This window comes from Halococcus dombrowskii (assembly GCF_022870485.1).
GTDB classification, from domain to species: Archaea; Halobacteriota; Halobacteria; order Halobacteriales; family Halococcaceae; genus Halococcus; species Halococcus morrhuae.
The window spans coordinates 1,384,684-1,403,054 of sequence record NZ_CP095005.1; the positions used below are offsets into that span (position 1 = coordinate 1,384,684).

General features: G+C 64.9%; 18 protein-coding genes and 1 tRNA gene. 8 read left to right on the forward strand and 11 right to left on the reverse strand.

From position 1 onward, the window contains the following. Positions 1-5: 5 nt before the first annotated feature. The 4 genes from MUK72_RS07280 to MUK72_RS07295 all read left to right on the forward strand — a co-directional run bounded on the left by MUK72_RS07280 (position 6) and on the right by MUK72_RS07295 (position 3,644). Entirely contained in the window at positions 6-623 is a 618-nt protein-coding gene (locus MUK72_RS07280; protein WP_244698108.1) for a CDP-alcohol phosphatidyltransferase family protein, read from the forward strand. 42 nt (positions 624-665) lie between these two features. Then, the gene (locus MUK72_RS07285) at positions 666-1,190 is read left to right on the forward strand and encodes a multiprotein bridging factor aMBF1 (RefSeq protein ID WP_004053190.1); all 525 of its coding nucleotides are present in this window, start codon (positions 666-668) and stop codon (positions 1,188-1,190) included. A 51-nt stretch (positions 1,191-1,241) separates the two neighbouring features. After that, complete coding sequence (tpiA, locus tag MUK72_RS07290) at positions 1,242-1,889, forward strand: triose-phosphate isomerase (RefSeq protein ID WP_244698110.1); 648 nt, start codon at positions 1,242-1,244, stop codon at positions 1,887-1,889. Between the two features lie 84 nt (positions 1,890-1,973). Next, the gene (locus MUK72_RS07295; protein ID WP_244698122.1) at positions 1,974-3,644 is read left to right on the forward strand and encodes an acetate--CoA ligase; all 1,671 of its coding nucleotides are present in this window, start codon (positions 1,974-1,976) and stop codon (positions 3,642-3,644) included. A gap of 6 nt (positions 3,645-3,650) precedes the next feature. Here the strand turns inward: MUK72_RS07295 and MUK72_RS07300 are convergent, their stop codons facing one another. From MUK72_RS07300 to MUK72_RS07330, 7 genes are all read right to left on the reverse strand, one after another. Then, entirely contained in the window at positions 3,651-4,274 is a 624-nt protein-coding gene (locus MUK72_RS07300; RefSeq protein ID WP_244698126.1) for a uracil-DNA glycosylase family protein, read from the reverse strand. Between the two features lie 65 nt (positions 4,275-4,339). After that, on the reverse strand, positions 4,340-4,897 hold the full coding sequence (locus MUK72_RS07305; RefSeq protein WP_244698129.1) for a DUF420 domain-containing protein: 558 nt from the start codon (positions 4,895-4,897) through the stop codon (positions 4,340-4,342). 36 nt (positions 4,898-4,933) lie between these two features. Then, positions 4,934-6,229 carry a DNA polymerase IV gene (gene dinB, locus MUK72_RS07310; RefSeq protein ID WP_244698132.1) on the reverse strand — a complete coding sequence of 432 codons (1,296 nt, stop codon included), beginning with the start codon at positions 6,227-6,229 and terminating at the stop codon, positions 4,934-4,936. A 414-nt stretch (positions 6,230-6,643) separates the two neighbouring features. Next, a tRNA-Trp gene (locus tag MUK72_RS07315) sits at positions 6,644-6,820 on the reverse strand. A 43-nt stretch (positions 6,821-6,863) separates the two neighbouring features. Then, the gene (locus MUK72_RS07320) at positions 6,864-7,091 is read right to left on the reverse strand and encodes a DUF5795 family protein (RefSeq protein WP_004053171.1); all 228 of its coding nucleotides are present in this window, start codon (positions 7,089-7,091) and stop codon (positions 6,864-6,866) included. 32 nt (positions 7,092-7,123) lie between these two features. Further along, on the reverse strand, positions 7,124-7,954 hold the full coding sequence (locus MUK72_RS07325; protein WP_244698136.1) for a DUF5794 domain-containing protein: 831 nt from the start codon (positions 7,952-7,954) through the stop codon (positions 7,124-7,126). Further along, entirely contained in the window at positions 7,951-8,139 is a 189-nt protein-coding gene (locus MUK72_RS07330) for a hypothetical protein (protein ID WP_007741539.1), read from the reverse strand. Before MUK72_RS07330 ends, MUK72_RS07325 begins: the two co-directional genes overlap by 4 nt. Positions 8,140-8,263: 124 nt before the next feature. On the opposite strand from MUK72_RS07330, the gene guaB reads away from it, so the two are divergent. From guaB to trmB, 4 genes are all read left to right on the forward strand, one after another. Beyond that, complete coding sequence (gene guaB, locus MUK72_RS07335) at positions 8,264-9,748, forward strand: IMP dehydrogenase (RefSeq protein ID WP_244698140.1); 1,485 nt, start codon at positions 8,264-8,266, stop codon at positions 9,746-9,748. Between the two features lie 126 nt (positions 9,749-9,874). After that, complete coding sequence (locus MUK72_RS07340) at positions 9,875-10,660, forward strand: hypothetical protein (RefSeq protein ID WP_244698142.1); 786 nt, start codon at positions 9,875-9,877, stop codon at positions 10,658-10,660. A gap of 225 nt (positions 10,661-10,885) precedes the next feature. Next, positions 10,886-11,548 carry a class I SAM-dependent methyltransferase gene (locus MUK72_RS07345; RefSeq protein ID WP_244698145.1) on the forward strand — a complete coding sequence of 221 codons (663 nt, stop codon included), beginning with the start codon at positions 10,886-10,888 and terminating at the stop codon, positions 11,546-11,548. A gap of 134 nt (positions 11,549-11,682) precedes the next feature. Next, on the forward strand, positions 11,683-12,720 hold the full coding sequence (trmB, locus tag MUK72_RS07350) for an HTH-type sugar sensing transcriptional regulator TrmB (protein WP_244698148.1): 1,038 nt from the start codon (positions 11,683-11,685) through the stop codon (positions 12,718-12,720). A gap of 45 nt (positions 12,721-12,765) precedes the next feature. Here trmB and MUK72_RS07355 read toward each other — a convergent pair whose 3' ends face one another. The 4 genes from MUK72_RS07355 to MUK72_RS07370 form a co-directional block, all read right to left on the reverse strand. Further along, complete coding sequence (locus tag MUK72_RS07355; RefSeq protein ID WP_244698151.1) at positions 12,766-14,196, reverse strand: aldehyde dehydrogenase family protein; 1,431 nt, start codon at positions 14,194-14,196, stop codon at positions 12,766-12,768. A gap of 188 nt (positions 14,197-14,384) precedes the next feature. Then, entirely contained in the window at positions 14,385-16,856 is a 2,472-nt protein-coding gene (locus MUK72_RS07360) for a hypothetical protein (protein ID WP_244698154.1), read from the reverse strand. A gap of 457 nt (positions 16,857-17,313) precedes the next feature. Further along, entirely contained in the window at positions 17,314-17,643 is a 330-nt protein-coding gene (locus tag MUK72_RS07365) for a MarR family transcriptional regulator (protein ID WP_244698155.1), read from the reverse strand. A gap of 202 nt (positions 17,644-17,845) precedes the next feature. Then, positions 17,846-18,331, reverse strand: coding sequence for an Lrp/AsnC family transcriptional regulator (locus MUK72_RS07370; RefSeq protein WP_004053146.1), 486 nt, complete (start codon positions 18,329-18,331; stop codon positions 17,846-17,848). Positions 18,332-18,371: the final 40 nt, after the last annotated feature.

Here is an 18,371-nt window from a genome sequence, read left to right on the forward strand (position 1 = left end):
CATCGATGACGCTCGATCAGTACCGCTCGCTCGCCGACCGACTCTTGGAACCGTTCGTCGGTCTGGCCGCCCGCGCGGGGTTGACGCCGAACGGGGTGAGCGCGCTCGCGTTCGTCCTCGCCGGCGCGGCGGGTGTCGCCTACGCCCTCGCAGGCGGCGAATCGCTGTGGTATCTCGTCGGTGCGGTGCTCGTGGGGCTGAACGGCGCGCTCGATCTGCTCGACGGCGCGCTCGCCCGCCGTCTCGACACCGCCTCACCGGCCGGCGATCTGCTCGATCACGTGCTCGATCGGTACGCCGACATCGTGCTGGTCGTCGGGCTCGCGGTCGGCATCGAGCGGACGCTGTTGGGGATCGTCGCCGTGACGGGCGTGCTCATGACCTCCTATCTCGGCACGCAGGCGCAGGCGGTCGGTCTCGACCGGGTGTACGGAGGGTTGCTCGGTCGCGCGGACCGCCTCGCGCTCATCGGGATCGTGACGGCGATCGCGGCGTTCGTCGCTCCCTCGATTCTCGACGTGGGACTGGTCGGCTGGCTGCTGGTCGTGCTGGCCGTCGTCGGCCATCTGACCGCGCTGCAGCGCCTCTCACACGCCTGGAACGCGCTCTCGCCGGGGCGATGAGCACGGCGGACGTTTTATACGCGCGGGTAGCCTTCCACCGATATGGTTCAGTGTGAGATGTGCGGTGCGGAGACGTCTTCTCCGACGACGGTCGAGATCGAAGGTGCTGAACTCGACGTCTGCGACGACTGTGCGGACTTCGGCACCGAGGTCGAGCAGCAGTCGACCGGAAGTGCCTCGACGAAATACTCGACCGATTCCTCGTCGGGCGGGTCGGACGGCTCGTCGAGCGCCGACGGGGCGAGCGGTTCGAGCAACACGCGTCGCCACGACATGTTCGACGACATGGAGGAAGTCGTCCAGGACTACGACGAGCGCATCCGGAACGCGCGCGAGGCGGCGGGACTGAGCCAGGACGAGTTGGCCAAGGAGCTCAACGAGAAGGCGAGCCTCATCCGCAAGCTCGAACGCGCCGCGAGCCTGCCGAGCGACAGCGTGCAGGGCAAGCTCGAACGCAAGCTCGACATCACGCTCACCGAGGGCGGTGTCGACGACACCGAGTGGGAGGGTGGTGCCTCGACGGGCGAGTACACCCTCGGCGACGTCGTGCAGCGAAAGGACTCCTGAGAGCGACACCGACCTCGCAACCTATTTGTCCGTCGCGGTGTCCCTCCAACCATGTTCGTTCTGGTCAATCTGAAGGCCTATGCGGCCGACGCGGTCGGGATCGCCACCACGGCGCGCGAGGTCAGCGAGGAATCGGGCGTCCGGATCGCCGTCGCGCCCCAGGCCGCACGGCTCGCGGCGGTCGCCGACACAGGGGTCGAGACGTGGGCACAGCACGTCTCGCCCGTCGAGCACGGCAGTCACACGGGGAGCACGCTCGCCGAGGCGGCGGCGATGGCGGGCGCGGACGGTACCCTGATCAATCACTCCGAACGCCGGCTCCGCCTCGCCGACATCGACGGGGCGCTCGACGCCGCCGAGCGGGCGGAGCTCGAAACGATCGTCTGTGCGAACAACCCCGCGCAGGTTGGTGCGGCGGCGACGCTCGGTCCGGATGCGGTGGCCGTGGAACCACCCGAACTCATCGGCGGCGACGTCTCGGTGAGCCAGGCCGATCCCGATATCGTCGAGGACGCCGTCGCGGCCGCCGAGGCCGTCGACGACTCGGTCGACGTGCTCTGCGGTGCGGGCATCTCGTCGGGCGAGGATCTCGACGCGGCGGGCGAACTGGGTGCCGAAGGCGTGTTGCTCGCGAGCGGTGTGGCGAAGGCCGACGACCCTCGTGCAGCGCTCGCCGATCTGGTCGAACCGCTCTCGTAACACCGGTCGTCCATCGTTCCGCTCCCGAAGAAGTGTCATATCGGTACGAACATCATTGATGATGGGCGTGGCAGTAATCAGGGTATGGCAACGCACAACTTGCCGGAGTACGAAGCCGCGTGCGAGGAGTTTTCTTGGGACGATATCTACGCCGAGGCCGACTGGGACGCGCCCGAGACGTTCAACATCGGCCACGAGGTCTGCGACCGCCATGCCGACGGCTCCGGGCGAGTGGCGCTCCAGTACGTCGGTACCGCCGGCGAGCGCGAGACGCTGACGTTCGACGACCTCGCCGAACGGTCGAGCCGGTTCGCGAACGTCCTCGAATCGGCAGGCATCGAGCGAGGCGACAGGGTGTTCACCTATCTGCCGCGAATCCCCGCTCACTACGTCTCCCTCGTTGGCACGCTGAAGCGTGGGGCGGTCTTCGGCGGTGTCAACGAACGGTTCGGCCCCGAGGGCATCGCCTACCGGCTCGGCGACTGCGATGCCAGCGCGGTCGTGACGACCTCCGAGAACCGCGAGACGGTCGAACGCGCTCTTGAGGACGTTGCGAGCGTGGAGACGGTCATCACGGTCGATCGGGGCGACGGCGTGGCCGACGATGACGTGAATTTCTCCGAGGCGATGGCCGACGCGAGCGCCGAGTACGAGGCGGTCGAAACGGGCGGCGAGGACAACGCTCTGCTCTACTACACCAGCGGGACGACCGGGCTGGCGAAGGGCGTGCTGCACAAACACCGCTGGGTCGCGGGCGTCGCGGCCACTCAGCGCTACGCGGTCGATCTCCAGGACGACGATCTCTACTGGTCGACCGCCGATCTCGGCTGGCTCACGGGGCCGATCAACGCGCTCGGTGCGTGGTTCTGGGGGACGAGCCAGCTCGCCTACGAGGGCGAGTTCGATCCCGATGAATGGGCCGGCGTTCTCGACGAGTTCCCGGTCACAGTGCTGTTCTCGGTGCCGACGGCCTACCGCATGCTCCGGACGAACGAGACCGTTCTTTCGGATGTGGATCTCGATCTGCGCCACGCGCTCTCGATCGGCGAACCGCTCTCGGGCGGCGTCGTCGAGTGGGGTGAGGAGGCACTCGGCGTGACGATCCTCGACACCTACGGCCAGACCGAGACCGGGAACATGGTGATCAACAACTATCCGACGATGGAGCTCCGGCCGGGGAGCATGGGCAAACCCCTGCCCGGCATCGAATCGGCGATCGTCGATCCCGCGACCGGCGAGGTGCTCGACCCCGGCGAGACGGGCGAGATCGCCCATCGCGGGGAGTTCCCGTGCTTTTTCGCCGAGTTCTGGGAGAACCCCGAAAAGACCGCCGACTGTTTCGTCGACGGGCCCGACGGCGAGTGGTATCTCTCGGGTGATCTCGCCCATCTCGACGAGGACGGCTACTTCTGGTTCGAGGGCCGCGCCGACGACGTGATCCTCTCGTCGGGCTACCGGATCGGTCCCTTCGAGGTCGAGAGTTCCCTGGGCGAGCATCCGGCGGTCGCCGAGGCCGCCGTCGTCCCGAAACCCGACAAAGAGCGGGGCAACATCGTCAAGGCATACGTCGTCCTCACCGATGACGAAACCGGCTCGGAGGGGCTCGCCGAGGAGCTACAGACCCACGTCCGCGAGGAGCTCTCGGCCCACGAGTACCCCCGCGAAGTCGAGTTCGTCGACGAACTGCCGAAGACAGTGACTGGAAAGATCCGGCGGACGGAGCTGCGCGACAGGACGGCCGATCCGACCGAATGAACCCGATCAGCGGACGATATACGGCTCGTCGCCGGGCATGAACCGGCCGAGTTCGGCCTCGCGGCGGTAATCGGTGGCCAGCAGCGTTTCGAGCGACTCGCGTAGCTGCTCGCCATGGCTGTCGGTCCAGTCCCGTGGATCGGCGATCGGGACGACGAGCCAGCCGCTGCCGCGGAGCTCGGTGGCGTGGAGGTCGGCCATCGCCAGCGGGTGCGGCGGGGTCCGGGCGGTGTAGGTCTGCAGGATCTGCTCGGTCGCGCGCTCGCCGACGGGGAGCAGGACGTGTGCGCCGATGGCGCGGAGTTCGGCGTCGAAGAAACGTTCGCAGTCGGCGTACGACTCCGGTGTCGGCTCGCCGGCACAGAGGTGGAGATAGGAGAGATACAGATCGTCGGGGGTGGGGGCGTCGGCGTCGGGGTCGTCGAGCAACCCTACGTCGGCGAAGATCGAAAGCAGGCGACGGCCGGCGGCGTTCGTGAACGGAACCTCCGTGTCGAGCCCGCCGTGGACGCCGGGATGGTCGCCGACGAGATGAAGCGCCGCGTTCGCGTCGCCGTAGCCGGGCACGAACCGGTCGCAGGGCGGACGCATGCCGAAGGGGTTGCTCGTGCGATCGGTGACGTTTTGCACGGCGGGCGTCCGGCCGCTGCGAACAAATGCGTGCGGATTTCGATCGGCGGCGGGAGCAAAAGCCGTCAGTAGATGATGTACGATAGCAGATAGACGACGATCCCGAGTGCGAACGAGATCATCCACAGCGAGGCGGCGACGCGACCGACACGCGGATGGTTCGTCTCCGAGAGCGCTGCGATGGGGCGGGTGAGCGCGAGCAGGAGGACGTAGTAGAGCAGCGGGATACAGATGATGGCGAGCGAGATGTGGATCGCGAGCACCGGTAGATAGACGAACCGATAGATCGTCTCGGGGCCGGGGAACGGTGCCGGCCCGAGCAGCGAGACGCGGTAGAGATAGAGCGCGAGAAAGGCGACGAACAGCACGAGCGAGACCCCCATCAGCTTGCGGTGCCGGGCGATCGCGCCGCGTCTGATCGCCCGCCAGCCGGTCGCGATGGTGCCGACGGCGACCGCGCTGACGAGGGCGTTCACCGTGGGGATGGCGTCGAGCACCGCCGTCGGTGCTCGGGGAAGAGTCCCATCGAACAGTCCGAGAACGGCCCCGAAGACGAGTCCGAGCGAGATCAGCGAGAGCACTCCTGTCAGCGCTGGCACGTGGTTACGTGCGCGAAACTCCATGACTCGTGCTTGGATGGTGGCCGGCTTGTAGCTTGTTTATTCCTCCGCGAAGTCGTCGAAGCGCGCCTGGCCGTCGGTCGGTTCGGTGGGCGACGCCGACCGATCGGCCGCCTCGTCGGTATCCGGTTCCCCGGATCGTTCGGTGCCGCCGTCGGCTCGCCCGCGGGTCGAGGATTCGAAGCCATCGAGACTGGCCTGCTCACCGGTTGCGAAGGCGAGGTTCGACACTCTGACGCCGACCTTCCTGACGGTGGCGTCGTCGAACTCATCCAGGAGATCGAGCGCGACCTCGGAGACGAGATCGGCGTCGGCCACCGGCCCGGGCAGCGAACGCGCGCGGGTGTTGACGTCGAACGGTGGCGTGACGACCTTGATCCCGATGGTGCGATAGAGCGCGTCCTCGCAGTCGGCGCGCTCGGCGACGGCGGTCGCGAGTGCCGCGACGCGTTCGCGCAACGCGGCCATGTCGTCGGTGGCGTCGGTGAACGCTGACTCGCTCGAAAGGCTCTTCGGGCGACCGACGGGCGTCACCTGGCGGCTGTCGTCGCCGCGGGCGAACGAGCGGATCTCGCGGCCGCGATCGCCGAACTGTTCGTCGAGCTTGCTCGGATCGGCCGCCGCGAGATCGCCAGCCGTCTCGATATCCATCTCGCGAAGTTCGCGAGCGGTGACGGGGCCGACGCCGTGGACGTCCTCGACGTCGAGCGGCGCGAAGAACTCGGCCACGTCGCCGGGTTCCACGACTGTGAGTCCGTCGGGTTTCTCGCTGTCGGCGGCGACCTTCGCGGCGCTCATGTTCGGTGCGACGCCGATGCTCGCGACGACGCCCACTTCTGCGGCGATGCGCTCCTTGATGTGGCGGGCGTACCCCTCGGCGAGCGTCCGGTCGTCGACGCGCTGCCACGCGGTTCGCTCGGTGACGTCGAGCGCCGCTTCGTCGATGCTCACCTCGCGGACGACGTCGGCGCAGTCATGGAGCACGTCCCTCACCTCCTCGCCAACCGTCTCGTAGTAGTCGAGATCGACGGGGAGGTAGTGACCGGCGGGTTCATCCGCACTCGCGTCCTCGACGCGGGAGAGTCGATCGAGCGCCGTCGAGATGGCCTGTGCGCTCCCGATCCCGTGGGCACGGGCCTCGTAGCTCGCGGTGGCGACTGCGCCGTGGCTCTCGCCGGCCTCGTAGCCCATTCCGACGACGACCGGTTCGTCCCGGAGAGCGGGCTTGCGGCGGCGCTCGCAGGCGGCGTAGAAGCAGTCCATGTCCACGTGGAACACGATGCGGGGAGCACCGTCGTCGACGCCGGGCAGGCGCTGTCCGCCGCGATCGGCCATACGGAACCCACGCGTGCCACGCCAATGAGGATTGCCAAACGATCGATCGGACACGTCGGATCGACACAAAGTTTATTACGGATACTGTGAAACAATGACATGCGTCAGACAATATGATGACGATCAGACATCCCCTCCGGCGGCTCCGGCGTGCGCTCGCTCTCAGCTACACCCCAGAGGAGAGCAACACCGAACATCTCGACGATTCCTGACGACGAAACGGCACTCGTTCTGCGATTGCGGATCCGCAACTCGCCGATCCTCTTGCTGTCGCTCACGGATCGTTCGCGACAGCAAATGGGGTCGGAGGGATTTGAACCACGGTCGTTTCGCTCACTTCGCTCACTCCACTTCCTGATTCAAATCCCTCCGCGTTCCATTGCTGCGGCTCGCGGAGTTGCTCGCCGCAGCAAGTGGGGTCGGAGGGATTTGAACCCCCGATCGACTGATATCTCCGGTCGCGCCTCGGTCCTCCAGAGGGTCGTCACGGCGGGCGATGATCAGTCGGCCGCTCTGTATATCAGTCTGGAGTGTCGTCCCGGGCGCGGTGCCTCTGGAGTCAGTCGCCATACCTGACTTGGCCACGACCCCGTGGCCCACCATAGAACGAAACCACCTAAACCGATTTCGGTTGCTACTCGCGATCGGTCGTGCTCCAGTCACAGTCCTGGCACTTCTGACCGGTGACGAACTCGGTGATCGACGGCATGTAGCCGACTTCGAGCACGTCGCCGCCACACTCCGGACAGTCGCGATCGGCATCGGTGATCGGTTCGGCGTCCATCACGTCGTCACCCTCGATGAGCTCGGCGAGCGCTTCCGGCGTGACCATCCGTCCCTCGACGACGCGGTTGTCGGCCATGCGCGGCGTTTGTGGACGAGAACCCTAAACCCTTACAACCAGGGTGCGCGGTCGGGACCGATGTCGGTCTCCTCGTCGGCCGTCGTGCTCGCCGCGGCCTCCTCGGTCGTCGTCTCGCTTGGCTCCTCGTCGACCTCGCCGGGATCGAACGCGAGCAGCGTCGTCACCCCGAGCACCGCCAGCGCGAGCGGCGCGTCGTCGGGAACGAGCCCGAGCACCGAGAGCCCGAGCACGCCGAGCGCGACCGCGCTGCCGAAGCGGAACCGATCGATGTCCACGGCGTCGTGCAGCCACGGGCTGGTGACGGCGACTGCGAGCGCAAAGGCCACGCCTGTGCCGGCGGCCGCCAGGCCACGGAGGACGAGGGTGGGATCGGGCACCAGCACGAGCTGTGCGTTCGCGGGATCGAGGCTCGCGACCATCCCCAGCCCGACGATGACCGCCGGACGCGGGAGATACTCGCCGACGCGCGCGCTCGCGGTCTTGGCGGCGATCGCGAGGATGACCAGCGCGGCGAACCGCTCGAACACGGCGAGATCGAGCAGGCTCTCGATCGTCGGCGCGAGCGCCGCCTCGACGCCCGCGAGCACGAGGACGACGACGCCGACGGCGAGCGTCGTTTCGACGCGCTCGCGACGGCTGCCGCTCATCTCGGCGAGGATCACCGCGACGGTCGCGCTGCCGCCGAACACCAGCAGTCCGACCTCCAGGATGCCGGCCGGATCGGAGAGCGTGCCCGCGAGCACCATCGCGGGGAAGATGCCGTCGACGAGCGGGAGCGCCATCACGGTCGCCAGCAAGCGGGCCGCGCCGCCGACGCGCTGCTCGAGGCGGAGCGCGACCGGGTGTTGGGAATGACTCACGGCGAAGCGTGGCTCTCTCCCTGAGCCGACGGGTGGTGTGAGTCACGGTTCGGGGAGCTGCGCCAGCCGTTCGTGACTCGCGTCGCCAGCGTGAGTTTGCATGCCGCTGTAAAAATCGAGGCGACCGCGGTATCGAGGGTCGTCGGGGCGGCGATGCGTGCGGTTGGCGGACTGGCGACGTCCATACACGAACAACTACTGTTACAATTATAAACGTTCTGTGAGACGTGACCACACGAACCCCATGAACGATCGCCATAGTTCCGGGTCTCTCGGAACGCTTTTGATTCGGGGTCCCACACCGATTACATGGCGACTAACCGTTCGGAGCCGTTTTCCGAGAAACTCCGCGTGCCCGAAGCACTCACGTTCGACGACGTCCTGCTCCGCCCGAAGGAGAGCCGTGTTGAACCGGACGACGCAGACACCACGAGCCGTGTCTCGACGTCGGTCGAACTCTCCGTCCCCGTGCTCTCGGCCGCGATGGACACCGTCACCGAGAGCGAGCTGGCGATCGCGATGGCGCGTCGGGGCGGGCTCGGCGTGCTCCACCAGAACATGGACGTCGAGGAGACCGTCGCGGAAGTCGACCGCGTCAAGCGCGCCGACGAACTGGTCATCCGTGAGGTCGTGACCGCGAGCCCCAAACAAACCGTACGGGAGGTCGACGCGATGATGGAAGAGGAGGGCGTCAGCGGCGCGCCCGTCGTGAGCGAGGACGACGAGGTGCTCGGCATCATCTCCGCGACCGACATCCGGCCGTATCTGGAGGTCGGTGATCGTGACGAGGTGCGCGAGGCGATGACCGACGAGGTCATCACCGCCCCGGAGGACGTCGATGCCCGCAACGCGCTCGAACTCATGTACGAGCACAAGATCGAGCGCGTGCCGATCGTCGACGACGGTAACCACCTCACGGGACTGGTGACGATGCAGGGGATCCTCCAGCGCCGCGAGTACGATTCGGCCGCCCGCGACGACGAGGGACGACTGCGCGTCGGCGTCGCCATCGGCCCGTTCGAGAGCGAGCGCGCCACCGCCGTCGACGCGGCCGGTGCCGACGTGCTCTTCATCGACTGCGCGCACGCGCACAACCGCAACGTCATCGAGAGCGCCCGCGAGATCGAGGGGAGCGTCGAGGCCGACGTCGTGGTCGGCAACGTCGGGACGCGCGAGGCTGCCGAGGCGCTCGTCGGGTTCGCCGACGGCATCAAGGTCGGCATCGGTCCCGGATCGATCTGTACGACGCGCGTGGTCACGGGCACGGGCATGCCCCAGATCACCGCCGTCGCGCAGGTCGCCGACGTCGCCAGCGAGCACGACATCCCCGTGATCGCCGACGGCGGCATCCGCTACTCTGGCGACGCGATCAAGGCGATCGCGGCGGGCGCGGACGCCGTCATGCTCGGGTCGTACTTCGCCGGCACCGACGAGGCTCCCGGTCGCGTGGTGACGATGAACGGCAAGCGCTACAAACAGTACCGCGGCATGGGCTCGGTCGGCGCGATGCAGTCCGGCGGCGGCGAGCGCTATCTCAAGGACACTGACGAGGACGAGGACTACGTCCCGGAGGGTGTCGAGGCCGCGACGCCGTACAAGGGCAGCGTCGAGAGCGAGCTCTTCCAGCTCGTCGGCGGGATGAAAAGCGGGATGGGCTACGTCGGTGCCGAAACGATCCCCGAGTTCAAGCGCCGCTCGGAGTTTGTCCGCGTCTCGTCGGCCGGCCAGACCGAGGGCCACGCCCACGACGTCGTGATCACCGACGAAGCGCCGAACTACAGTCCGGACAGCTAAGAGAATTATAATTCAGTAGACATTCGATGAAGTGGGTCGGATGTTGACCATAGAGAATTAGACATGAGGTAGAATTTTGAGATGCCTTTGACAAACAGTTAAAGCATATCATCGTCATCTGTGGGTATGGATATCTTCAATATCAGTCCTGAAGTTCAAGCCCGGCAACGAAAAACGCTAATTGCACTACTTCACTGGATATATACCGCGGATATTGATGAACTCGACATTAGCAACGAATACGACATTTATCTGGGTGAGAAGGCGACGGCTTGGGGATTTGAAGAATCGAAAAAATACCTTGGGTACGATATGAAGAAGAAAGGAAGGCGAATGCCTGTCGCAAACGTAGCAACTTCGTTGTGCCAGCTAAGTCCTGAATCCAAACATGACATGATATTCTTATTCGTTGAACTATCCGAGGCTGATAAATATTTGAAAGAGCATCAACCTCTCCCATCGCTTTCGCGGTCTTGTTCGTTCTTGGAACACACTTTATCCGACAGAATGGACGCAGATGATAATCTAGATAGTTTAATTAGAACTGCTGGTGAGAATGATGTATTTGCGAAAGATGAAGAAAAGATAGCCCAATTCATTCGCGCATGTCGAAACGATGTGTCACACAATTTCTGGCTTGAGACAGAATGGGGCTATCTGGTTCACGATCATGCGGCGATCTGCGTAGTCACGTTGCTCAATTCTCTATTGAATTCTTGGTATGGGAAAAAGTGGTACGTGAAAAACAGGCTATCTACGGATAGATGCCTACGGATAATCGAAAATGAATTCGGGTTTGAATGGAATAATAACAAAAAATACTGGAATTATAACAGTATAAAGGCAAGATATGAACGAGAACAGGATTTAGGCAAAGAAGGAGAGCAGATACTCCAGTATCATTACAGATGATGCAGATCTATTTCTAAATTAAAGAGCTGAGACGAAATCGAGCAATCGGTTGATGAGCTCCGACCATCGTCGATTTCGTTCGTCCACCGTGGTTTCCGACTCATCGAACCCGCTCAGAAGTCAGTTGATGGGACGACAAGTGAAGTCGGAACGGGTTGGATTTATCACTCCGTAAATTCGATCCCCAATAGTGTCGGCACCACACTATCGGGGAATGATCGCCTCGTGAGCCCTCGCGGACAGGGACTCTACGACTGGTGGAGCCGTCATCAGGGGCTATTCAGCCGGCTCTACGACATCGCCTTCCTGGGCCGCGAGTCCGAGCGCCGCGAACGGGCGATGAACTCGCTCTCGCTCGATTCGGGCGAGCGGGTGCTCGAACTCGGCTGTGGACCGGGCAACTCCTTCGAAGCGCTCCGAACCCGTGTCGGGAGCGCGGGGCGCGTCGTCGGCCTCGACTACAGCCCCGGGATGGCTCGCCAGGCCCGTCGGCGAGCGCGCGACAGGGGCTGGGCGAACGTCCACGTCCTCCGTGGCGATGCGGGTCGGCCCGGTATCGCCGACGGAGCGTTCGACGCGGTGTACGCCTCGATGTCGCTGAGTGCGATGCCGGAGCCGGAGCAAGCGATCGAGGCTGCCTACCGGGCGCTGCGCCCCGGCGGCCGGATCGTGGTGCTCGACGCGCAACCGTTCCAACAATTCCCGTGGACGCTGCTCAATCCCGTAGTCGTTCCGCTCGCGAGGTGGGCCACGAACTGGTTTCCCGATACGGATGTTCCGGCGACGCTCGCCGACCGGTTCGCATCGACGAAGATAGCCACCTTCGACGGCGGCGTGACGTTCATCGCCATTGCACGAAAATCGGAGCGGACGGGGGATTTCGGGTAACAGCGTCGACTGGCTGCATCGACGATCGATCGCCCGTCGTGGGACGAGTGGGGGACGAGATGCCGTGCAGCAGCGATTGATGACCATTGCAGGCGAATCACAGACCTCAATTGGGTCGTCTCTGTAGGAGGGGCATGGCTTCAGAGGATCTCGGTGGGGAACTCGCGCGGATCAACGAGCGCTTCGACCTGAGCGAGTACGAGACGAGCGCCTATCTCGCCGTGCTCGATCACGGTCGCCTGACCGCCGCGGCGATCACCGAGCGGACCGACATCCCCCAGCCACGCGTCTACGACACCGTCCGAGACCTCGAAGAGCGCGGACTCGTCGAACTCAAGGAATCGCGCCCGATCGAGGTGCTCGCCATCGATCCCGAGGAGGCGTTCGGCGACATTCACGCGTCGCTCGACACGCTCGTCGGCGATCTCGAAAGCCGGTACACGACGCCGGCACGCGACGCCGAGGCGGCCTCGCTTGTCAAATCCCGCTCGACGATCCTTCGCTATCTCGAAACGGCGATCGAGAACGCCGAGTACGAGCTCAACCTCTCGCTGACACCGGCGCTCGTCGAGCGCTTCGAAGACTCTCTCGCCGCCCGTCGCGAGGCCGGCGTGACGATCGAACTGCTTCTCACGCCCGCAACTGACGTCCCCTCGCCCGACGACTACGACTATACCGCCATTGCGACTGCCGTCCGCGCCCGCCACGGCATCACCACCCCGATTCTCGCGGTCGCCGACGGCACCCACGCGGTCTACGCCACACAGGACGCGCTCGTCGCCGATCGCGAGCGCTACGGCGTCGTCTTCAACCGCTCGGAGCTCGGCTTTCTGGTGTCTGGCTTCTTCGATACGCTGCTCTGGACGACCGCCGACGTGCTGCTCGACCGCGGCAACGAGCGCTCGTTCCCACGGCGCTACGCCTCGATACGTCGGTGTGTGGCCGATCTCGTCGAAAGCGAGGGCGAGTTCGACGCCCACGTCGAGGGGCGAGACGTCGAGACCGGCGAGCGCCGATCGGTCGCCGGCCCGGTCGTCGATATCGAGAGCAACACGACGAACCTGACGGCACGACTCACCGTCGAGACGGATGCGGGCACGATCTCGGTTGGCGGACAGGCCGCCACCTACGAGGACATCGAGGCGCACGAACTCCGGATCGAACGCCGGTAAGCGGCGTCGTGGTCGCGTATCGACGGATAGTGCGGTTTTCCGCGCTCAGAGAACGATCGACTTCCGCCGGACGAACTGCTCGATGCTCACGCCGATCCCTTCGCGATTGATGCCCGATCGTTTGTTGCCGCCGAAGGGGATGTCGCCCAGACCGTGCGAGGGCGCGCCGTTGATCCGGACCGCGCCGGCGTCGATCCGCTCCGCCACGTCCATCGCGCGGTCGTGATCGGCGGTGAACACCGCCGCATCGAGCGCGAGATCGCTCGCGTTCGCCACCGAAACGGCATCGTCCTCGCTTTCGATTTCCGTCACAGGGATCACCGGGCCGAACTGCTCCTCGCGGACGATGCGCGCGTCGCGCGGGACGTCGGCGAGCAACGTCGGCTCGACGAGCTGACCGTCGCGTTCGCCGCCGCGAACGAGGCGTGCGCCCTTCCCGCGGGCGTCCTCGATGAGCTCTTCGACCCAGTCGGCCTGGTCGGTGGAGATCAGCGGGCCGAGGGCCGTCTCCTCGTCGAAGAGGTCGCCGGCGGACCACTCGTCCATCGCGTCGTCGATCGACTCGACGAGGTCGTCGTGGATCTGCTCGTGGGCGAGCACGCGGCTGACCGCCGAGCAGCGCTGGCCGGCGTACTTGAGCGCACCCTTCGCGCAGTCTCCGGCGGTCGCGTCGAGGTCGGCGTCGGGGAACACCACGGCGGGCGCGTTGCCACCGAGCTCCATGTGGAGATTGACGATCCCGCTCTCGCGCGCGATGTGCTCGCCCGCGGCCGACGAACCCGTCATCGCGATCGCGTTCACGGCCGACGAGCCGGAGAGCACGTCGCCGATCTCGCTCGCGTGGCCCGGGACGAAGTTGAACCCACCCTCGGGGATATCGGTCGCGCTGATGATCTCGGTCAGGATCGCGGCGCTCACGGGTGTCTTGCTCGCGGGTTTCAGCACGACGCTGTTGCCGGCGGCGAGCGCGGGCGCGACCTGGAGCGCGGTCGTCGAGAGCGGGTAGTTGTACGGCGTGATGCACAAAACTGTGCCGATCGGTTCGGGCGTGGTGATCGCCTGCCAGCCCTCGTGGCCTGCGGTGGTGCCCTGCCGGTACTCACCTGTGAGATCGCGCGCTTCGCCGACGGCGCGCTCGAAGCGTTCGGCGGCCGATTCGACCTCGCCGCGCGCGCTGGCGATCGGTTTGCCCGCCTCGCGGACGATGATCTCGGCGAGTTCGGCCTTCCGTTCGCGCAGTTCCGCCGCGATCGCTTCGAGCCACGCGACGCGCTCGGGCACCGTCGTCGCGGCGAGCGCGGACTGTGCGTCTTCGGCGGCCGCGAGCGCGCTTTCGGCCTGATTTTGGTCCGCTGCACTCACCCGGGCGAACACGCCGCCATCGGCGAGATCGGTCACGTCGATGACCGCGTCGCTGCCCCGCCACTCCCCGTCGATGAACGGCTCTCGATCGTTTGCGGCCGATGCGGTAGCCATATGCATAGATCGAGCGCCGCGTGTAAAACGTTTACTACGCATCGAGTTAATAGGCGAATCGGCGTGGAGCGGGACGATCACATCTGTCTTCGGCGAAACGATCTCGGACGGCCGCAGCTGATTCGATATGAGAAACGAGAAACCGCGACGATCGTTCGTCGCTACAGAGCCGCCTCGACCGATACTGATCAGAGCTGTTCGGGCGTTTCGAGCACCGTTTCGTTGCGATAGACGGTGGCATCGCCGTCGATGTCGATGTTGGTGATCTCGCCGGGGTAGGCGTAGCTGTCGCGCCCACCCTTGCCGACCTGTCCGACGGCGGTCCGTCCGTTGATGCTGTCGTTCGGATCCGCCGGTCCGACGACCGCGCTCTTGACGATGCCGTCGCTGGTAGTGATCTCGTAGGTCGCGCTCGACTGGCTCTCGATCGTCACCGTGTTGGGCAGATAATCGGCCGGATCGACCGGCTTGCCGCCGTAGTAGAGGTTCGCACCGCCATCGAGAACGAGGCGTGTGATCTCGCTCGTGAACGCATAGCTGTCGCGCCCGCCACCGCCGACCTGTCCCGTTGCACGCTGCCCCGAGACACTGTCGTTCGGATCGACCGTCGCGTTGGCCGCCGTGGTCCGCTCTAGCGATTCGTTCGCCTCGATCTCGTAATCGGCTCCGGGTGCTCCCTCGATCGTGAGCGTCCCGCCAACGCCGAACTCGTCGGGGTCGATCACAGCACCGTTGTGATAGACGGTGGCGTCACCGTCGATAGCGATATCGGTGATCTCGCCGGGGTAGGCGTAGCTGTCACGCCCTCCCTTGCCGACCTGTCCAGTCGCGGTGCGCCCGCTGATGCTGTCGTTCGGGTCGGCCGCACCCATCGCTTCGCTCTTGGCGATGCCGTCGTTGGCGGTGATCTCGTAGGTCGCGTTCGACTGGCTCTCGATCGTCACCGTGTTGGACAAATAGTCGGCCGGATCGACCGGCTGCCCATCGTGATAGAGGTTGACGCCACCGTGCAGCAGTAGCTTCGTTACCGTTCCCGTGTAGGTGTAGCTGTCGCGGCCGCCACCGCCGACCTGTCCGGACGCGCTCGATCCCGTGAGTTCGTCGTTGGGATCGTCGGTTGCGCCGAACGACGCGTTCGACTCCAGCGTCCCGCTGACCGCGAGCTCGTAGTCGGCCCCTGGGGCCGCCTCGATGGTGAGCGTGTTCTCGAACGAGTCCGGTGATGCGGTCGCGTCGTTGGGCATCGGACATCGTCCACCGTTAGAGATCGCAGCGGTATCGATCGTGGCGTTCTCGGTCACGACCGGTTGGCCCGCCACGTTGAGCGTCGTGTTCCGGACGGCCGCACCATCGGAATCGACGATCTCGACGCCATCACCGTCGGTCTGCACACAGCAGCCGTCGATGACGGATTGGGGGCGCTTGCGGAGTTCGATCGCCGCGGTATCACCGACGGCCCCCGTGACGCTGACGTTGCGGAGCGTGCCGTCGTACGGCGGATCCGTCGTGTAGCTCCCACCGGTCGGGTCCTTCGCCAGCACGCCCCGGACGCCGGCAGGGCTGACGTTGATCCGCGTGTCGAGCGCCGCGAAGGAGCCGATGTCGCCCGATGCGACCACCCCGCCACCGGAGTGGGGAACGTCGGCGATGGTGATGTCGCAGTTTCTGACCTCCGGGCCGGCCGTATCGAGCGAGCCGACTTCGAGGCGCACGCCGCGACCGTTGAGCATGTCGTTCGGGTTGGGACTGGCGCTCGCTCCGGCGTCGACCGTCAGCGTTCCACCGTCGACGTAGCTTCCCTCGCTGCCGATGCGAACCTGCGAGATATCGTTGTTGCTGAATTCGCCGCCCTCGATCCGGACGACACCGTTCGTCCGGCTACAGTAGAGCCCGTTGTTGGGAAAGCCCTCGAACCGGCAGTTTTCGAGCGTGATCGTCCCCTGTGTGGTGACGCCGATCCAGACGCCGACGCGGCCGTCACCGGCGTTGTACGCACCCATCAGTCCGTCGTTTTCCGCGACGACGTTGCTGACGTTGCCCGTGCCGTCGGGCGATCTGACGATCGGTGTGAACGCGTTGGTGACGTCGGGGTTGCCGTTGCCCCCGTCACGGGGATCGCTGTCCGGATGGATCCCCTGTCCGATATACTCGACGTCGTGCACTTCGAGATCGTCGTCGGCCCCGAAATGCAGACCCGGCGTCGCACCGTCGGCAGTCAGATCGAGATCGATGTTCTCGAAGAGCAGTCCCGTGCCGTTGTCGACGACGAGCGCCTTCTCGTTGAACCCTGCTGGCACCGTGAACTGTACGTCGCCTTCGCCGAGGAATCCGAGATTCGTTTTCCCGAGAACGACGTTCTGTTCGGTCAGTTTGTATGTTCCCGCGGGGAATTTCAACAGTGTGTTGTCCGCGGCGGCCGCTCGGAGCGCTTCGTCACACGGTGTCCCGCCCGTTGGATCACAACCGGCGTCTTCGACCATGTCGACGACCCGATCGAACCGTATTCCCCGTCGTTCCGTGGCGGCGCTGGCCTCCCGAGCGGCCACTCCGCCCAGACCGACCGCAGCCCCTGCGGCGACCAGATACGATCGTCGATCGATCGGTAACGCGCTTTGCTGTCCGTTCTCCCTCCGTCCGTTTCCGCTGTCGTTGCGTGGCATCTGTGTGTTGGTGTGATGGTCGACTGCTCTCTTCTCGAAAGACGGACCCCGTCCAGAGAGTGCTGTCTCGGCGCGTCAGCCGTCGATCGATCGGTGAACCGCGTCACGCGATCGCCAGCCCGTCGTCGCAGCCGCTGCCGAAATCCGTGATCTCGCGATCCGCCGCTCCTCACGCTGCCGGATTGCGTGGCATGCTCTCTCCTCGTCCATCCTTCGGTAGAAGGCGACAGACCGGAATCATATAAATCATTCTTTGCTAATCCTTACCGCTCAAGCGTAGAATAGAAACTGCCGGTCGCTGATACTGTCGGACAGAACCCATCGAGAACCGATCGTGCGGCAGCCTCCCCCACTCCCATCTCCCGTTGTAGTGGATTTCCACAACCCGATCGTCCATCGCGCTGGATCGTGACTGTCGGTTTCTACGAACGGACTGCATTAAACAGATATCGCCGCGTTACTTCTCGAGGTTCACTGCTGCCTTCTCGCCCCGTGGCAGCACGCCGAAAATCGATTCGCCGGAGCCATCTTCGGAGACGAGCAGCTCGACGATGTCGCGGTTTTCCAGATCATTCAGCGCTTGTGAGGCCTGTCTGGTGGAGAGGGACGTGCCATCACTGATCGCCCGAGCGGACGTCGGACCGTCGATCAGTTCGAACAGTACCACCGCACGGGCCGAGCGTCCCGTCGATTCGGTGGCCGCTATCGACGCCCCGGACGACCCTCGAACGAAGTCGGCATCCGCCGTGATCTGTTCGTTTTCGACCGTGATCGTTTCGTCGGGCATGTTCGGTCACACGAACTATAGTATCCTAAACGTATCGACGGGACAATAGGCTAAATCGCGAACGACGGAAATTCTCCCGATCGCTGGTCGGTGTGCAGCGGGACGGTTCGTGTACTGGAGATGAATGAAAAAGCGCCGTATGGCCCTATCCACCGTCAGTATCGAGGACTGCACGCTCACCGAGCGCCGATACTGCGGCGTATCACTCGTTCGTTTCCGTTTCGTCGTCCTTGTCGAACCACTGGAGTGGGCCGGTGTACTCGTTGTGGATGAGCTCCTCGTCGACGATTTCGAGGCCGAGCGCGGCGAGATCACGGTTGATGCGGCTGAGATCGTCGCCGTCGCGTCCGACGGCACCGATCTGGATGTTCTCCTCGCCGGTCATCAGCTCACGGGATGAGACGACGCCGGAGATCGTCAGCGCCTCGCGGGCGAGCGCTTCGCGCTCGGGGATCGGTGCGGTACAGAAGATGCTGGTGAACAGCTGGTAGCCCGCGCGTTCGTAATCGATATCGAGATGTGCGCCACGGATGATCCCCTCGTCCTCGAGGCGGGCGATGCGTTTGCGGACCGTGCTCGGCGAGACGCCGTAGTCCTCGGCGATCTCGGCCGCCGACGTTCCGTGGCTGTCCGCCTGAAGTCGGAAGACGACGTACTCGTCCAATTCGTCGAGTTCGCGCGGTGGCATACTCCGAGAAGGCATCGCCGCTCGGGAAAGCGTTTGCCGT

Bases quoted from the DNA above. Each gene is read 5' to 3' on its own strand.
- MUK72_RS07285 (WP_004053190.1), top strand. From the start codon at position 666: ATGGTTCAGTGTGAGATGTGCGGTGCGGAGACGTCTTCTCCGACGACG.
- MUK72_RS07330 (WP_007741539.1), bottom strand. From the start codon at position 8,139: ATGGACGTCGCCAGTCCGCCAACCGCACGCATCGCCGCCCCGACGACC.
- MUK72_RS07355 (WP_244698151.1), bottom strand. From the start codon at position 14,196: ATGGCTACCGCATCGGCCGCAAACGATCGAGAGCCGTTCATCGACGGG.
- guaB (WP_244698140.1), top strand. From the start codon at position 8,264: ATGGCGACTAACCGTTCGGAGCCGTTTTCCGAGAAACTCCGCGTGCCC.
- dinB (WP_244698132.1), bottom strand. From the start codon at position 6,229: ATGGCCGATCGCGGCGGACAGCGCCTGCCCGGCGTCGACGACGGTGCT.
- MUK72_RS07340 (WP_244698142.1), top strand. From the start codon at position 9,875: ATGGATATCTTCAATATCAGTCCTGAAGTTCAAGCCCGGCAACGAAAA.
- MUK72_RS07360 (WP_244698154.1), bottom strand. From the start codon at position 16,856: ATGCCACGCAACGACAGCGGAAACGGACGGAGGGAGAACGGACAGCAA.
- MUK72_RS07365 (WP_244698155.1), bottom strand. From the start codon at position 17,643: ATGCCCGACGAAACGATCACGGTCGAAAACGAACAGATCACGGCGGAT.
- trmB (WP_244698148.1), top strand. From the start codon at position 11,683: ATGGCTTCAGAGGATCTCGGTGGGGAACTCGCGCGGATCAACGAGCGC.
- MUK72_RS07305 (WP_244698129.1), bottom strand. From the start codon at position 4,897: ATGGAGTTTCGCGCACGTAACCACGTGCCAGCGCTGACAGGAGTGCTC.
- MUK72_RS07370 (WP_004053146.1), bottom strand. From the start codon at position 18,331: ATGCCACCGCGCGAACTCGACGAATTGGACGAGTACGTCGTCTTCCGA.
- MUK72_RS07280 (WP_244698108.1), top strand. From the start codon at position 6: ATGACGCTCGATCAGTACCGCTCGCTCGCCGACCGACTCTTGGAACCG.
- tpiA (WP_244698110.1), top strand. From the start codon at position 1,242: ATGTTCGTTCTGGTCAATCTGAAGGCCTATGCGGCCGACGCGGTCGGG.
- MUK72_RS07295 (WP_244698122.1), top strand. From the start codon at position 1,974: ATGGCAACGCACAACTTGCCGGAGTACGAAGCCGCGTGCGAGGAGTTT.
- MUK72_RS07320 (WP_004053171.1), bottom strand. From the start codon at position 7,091: ATGGCCGACAACCGCGTCGTCGAGGGACGGATGGTCACGCCGGAAGCG.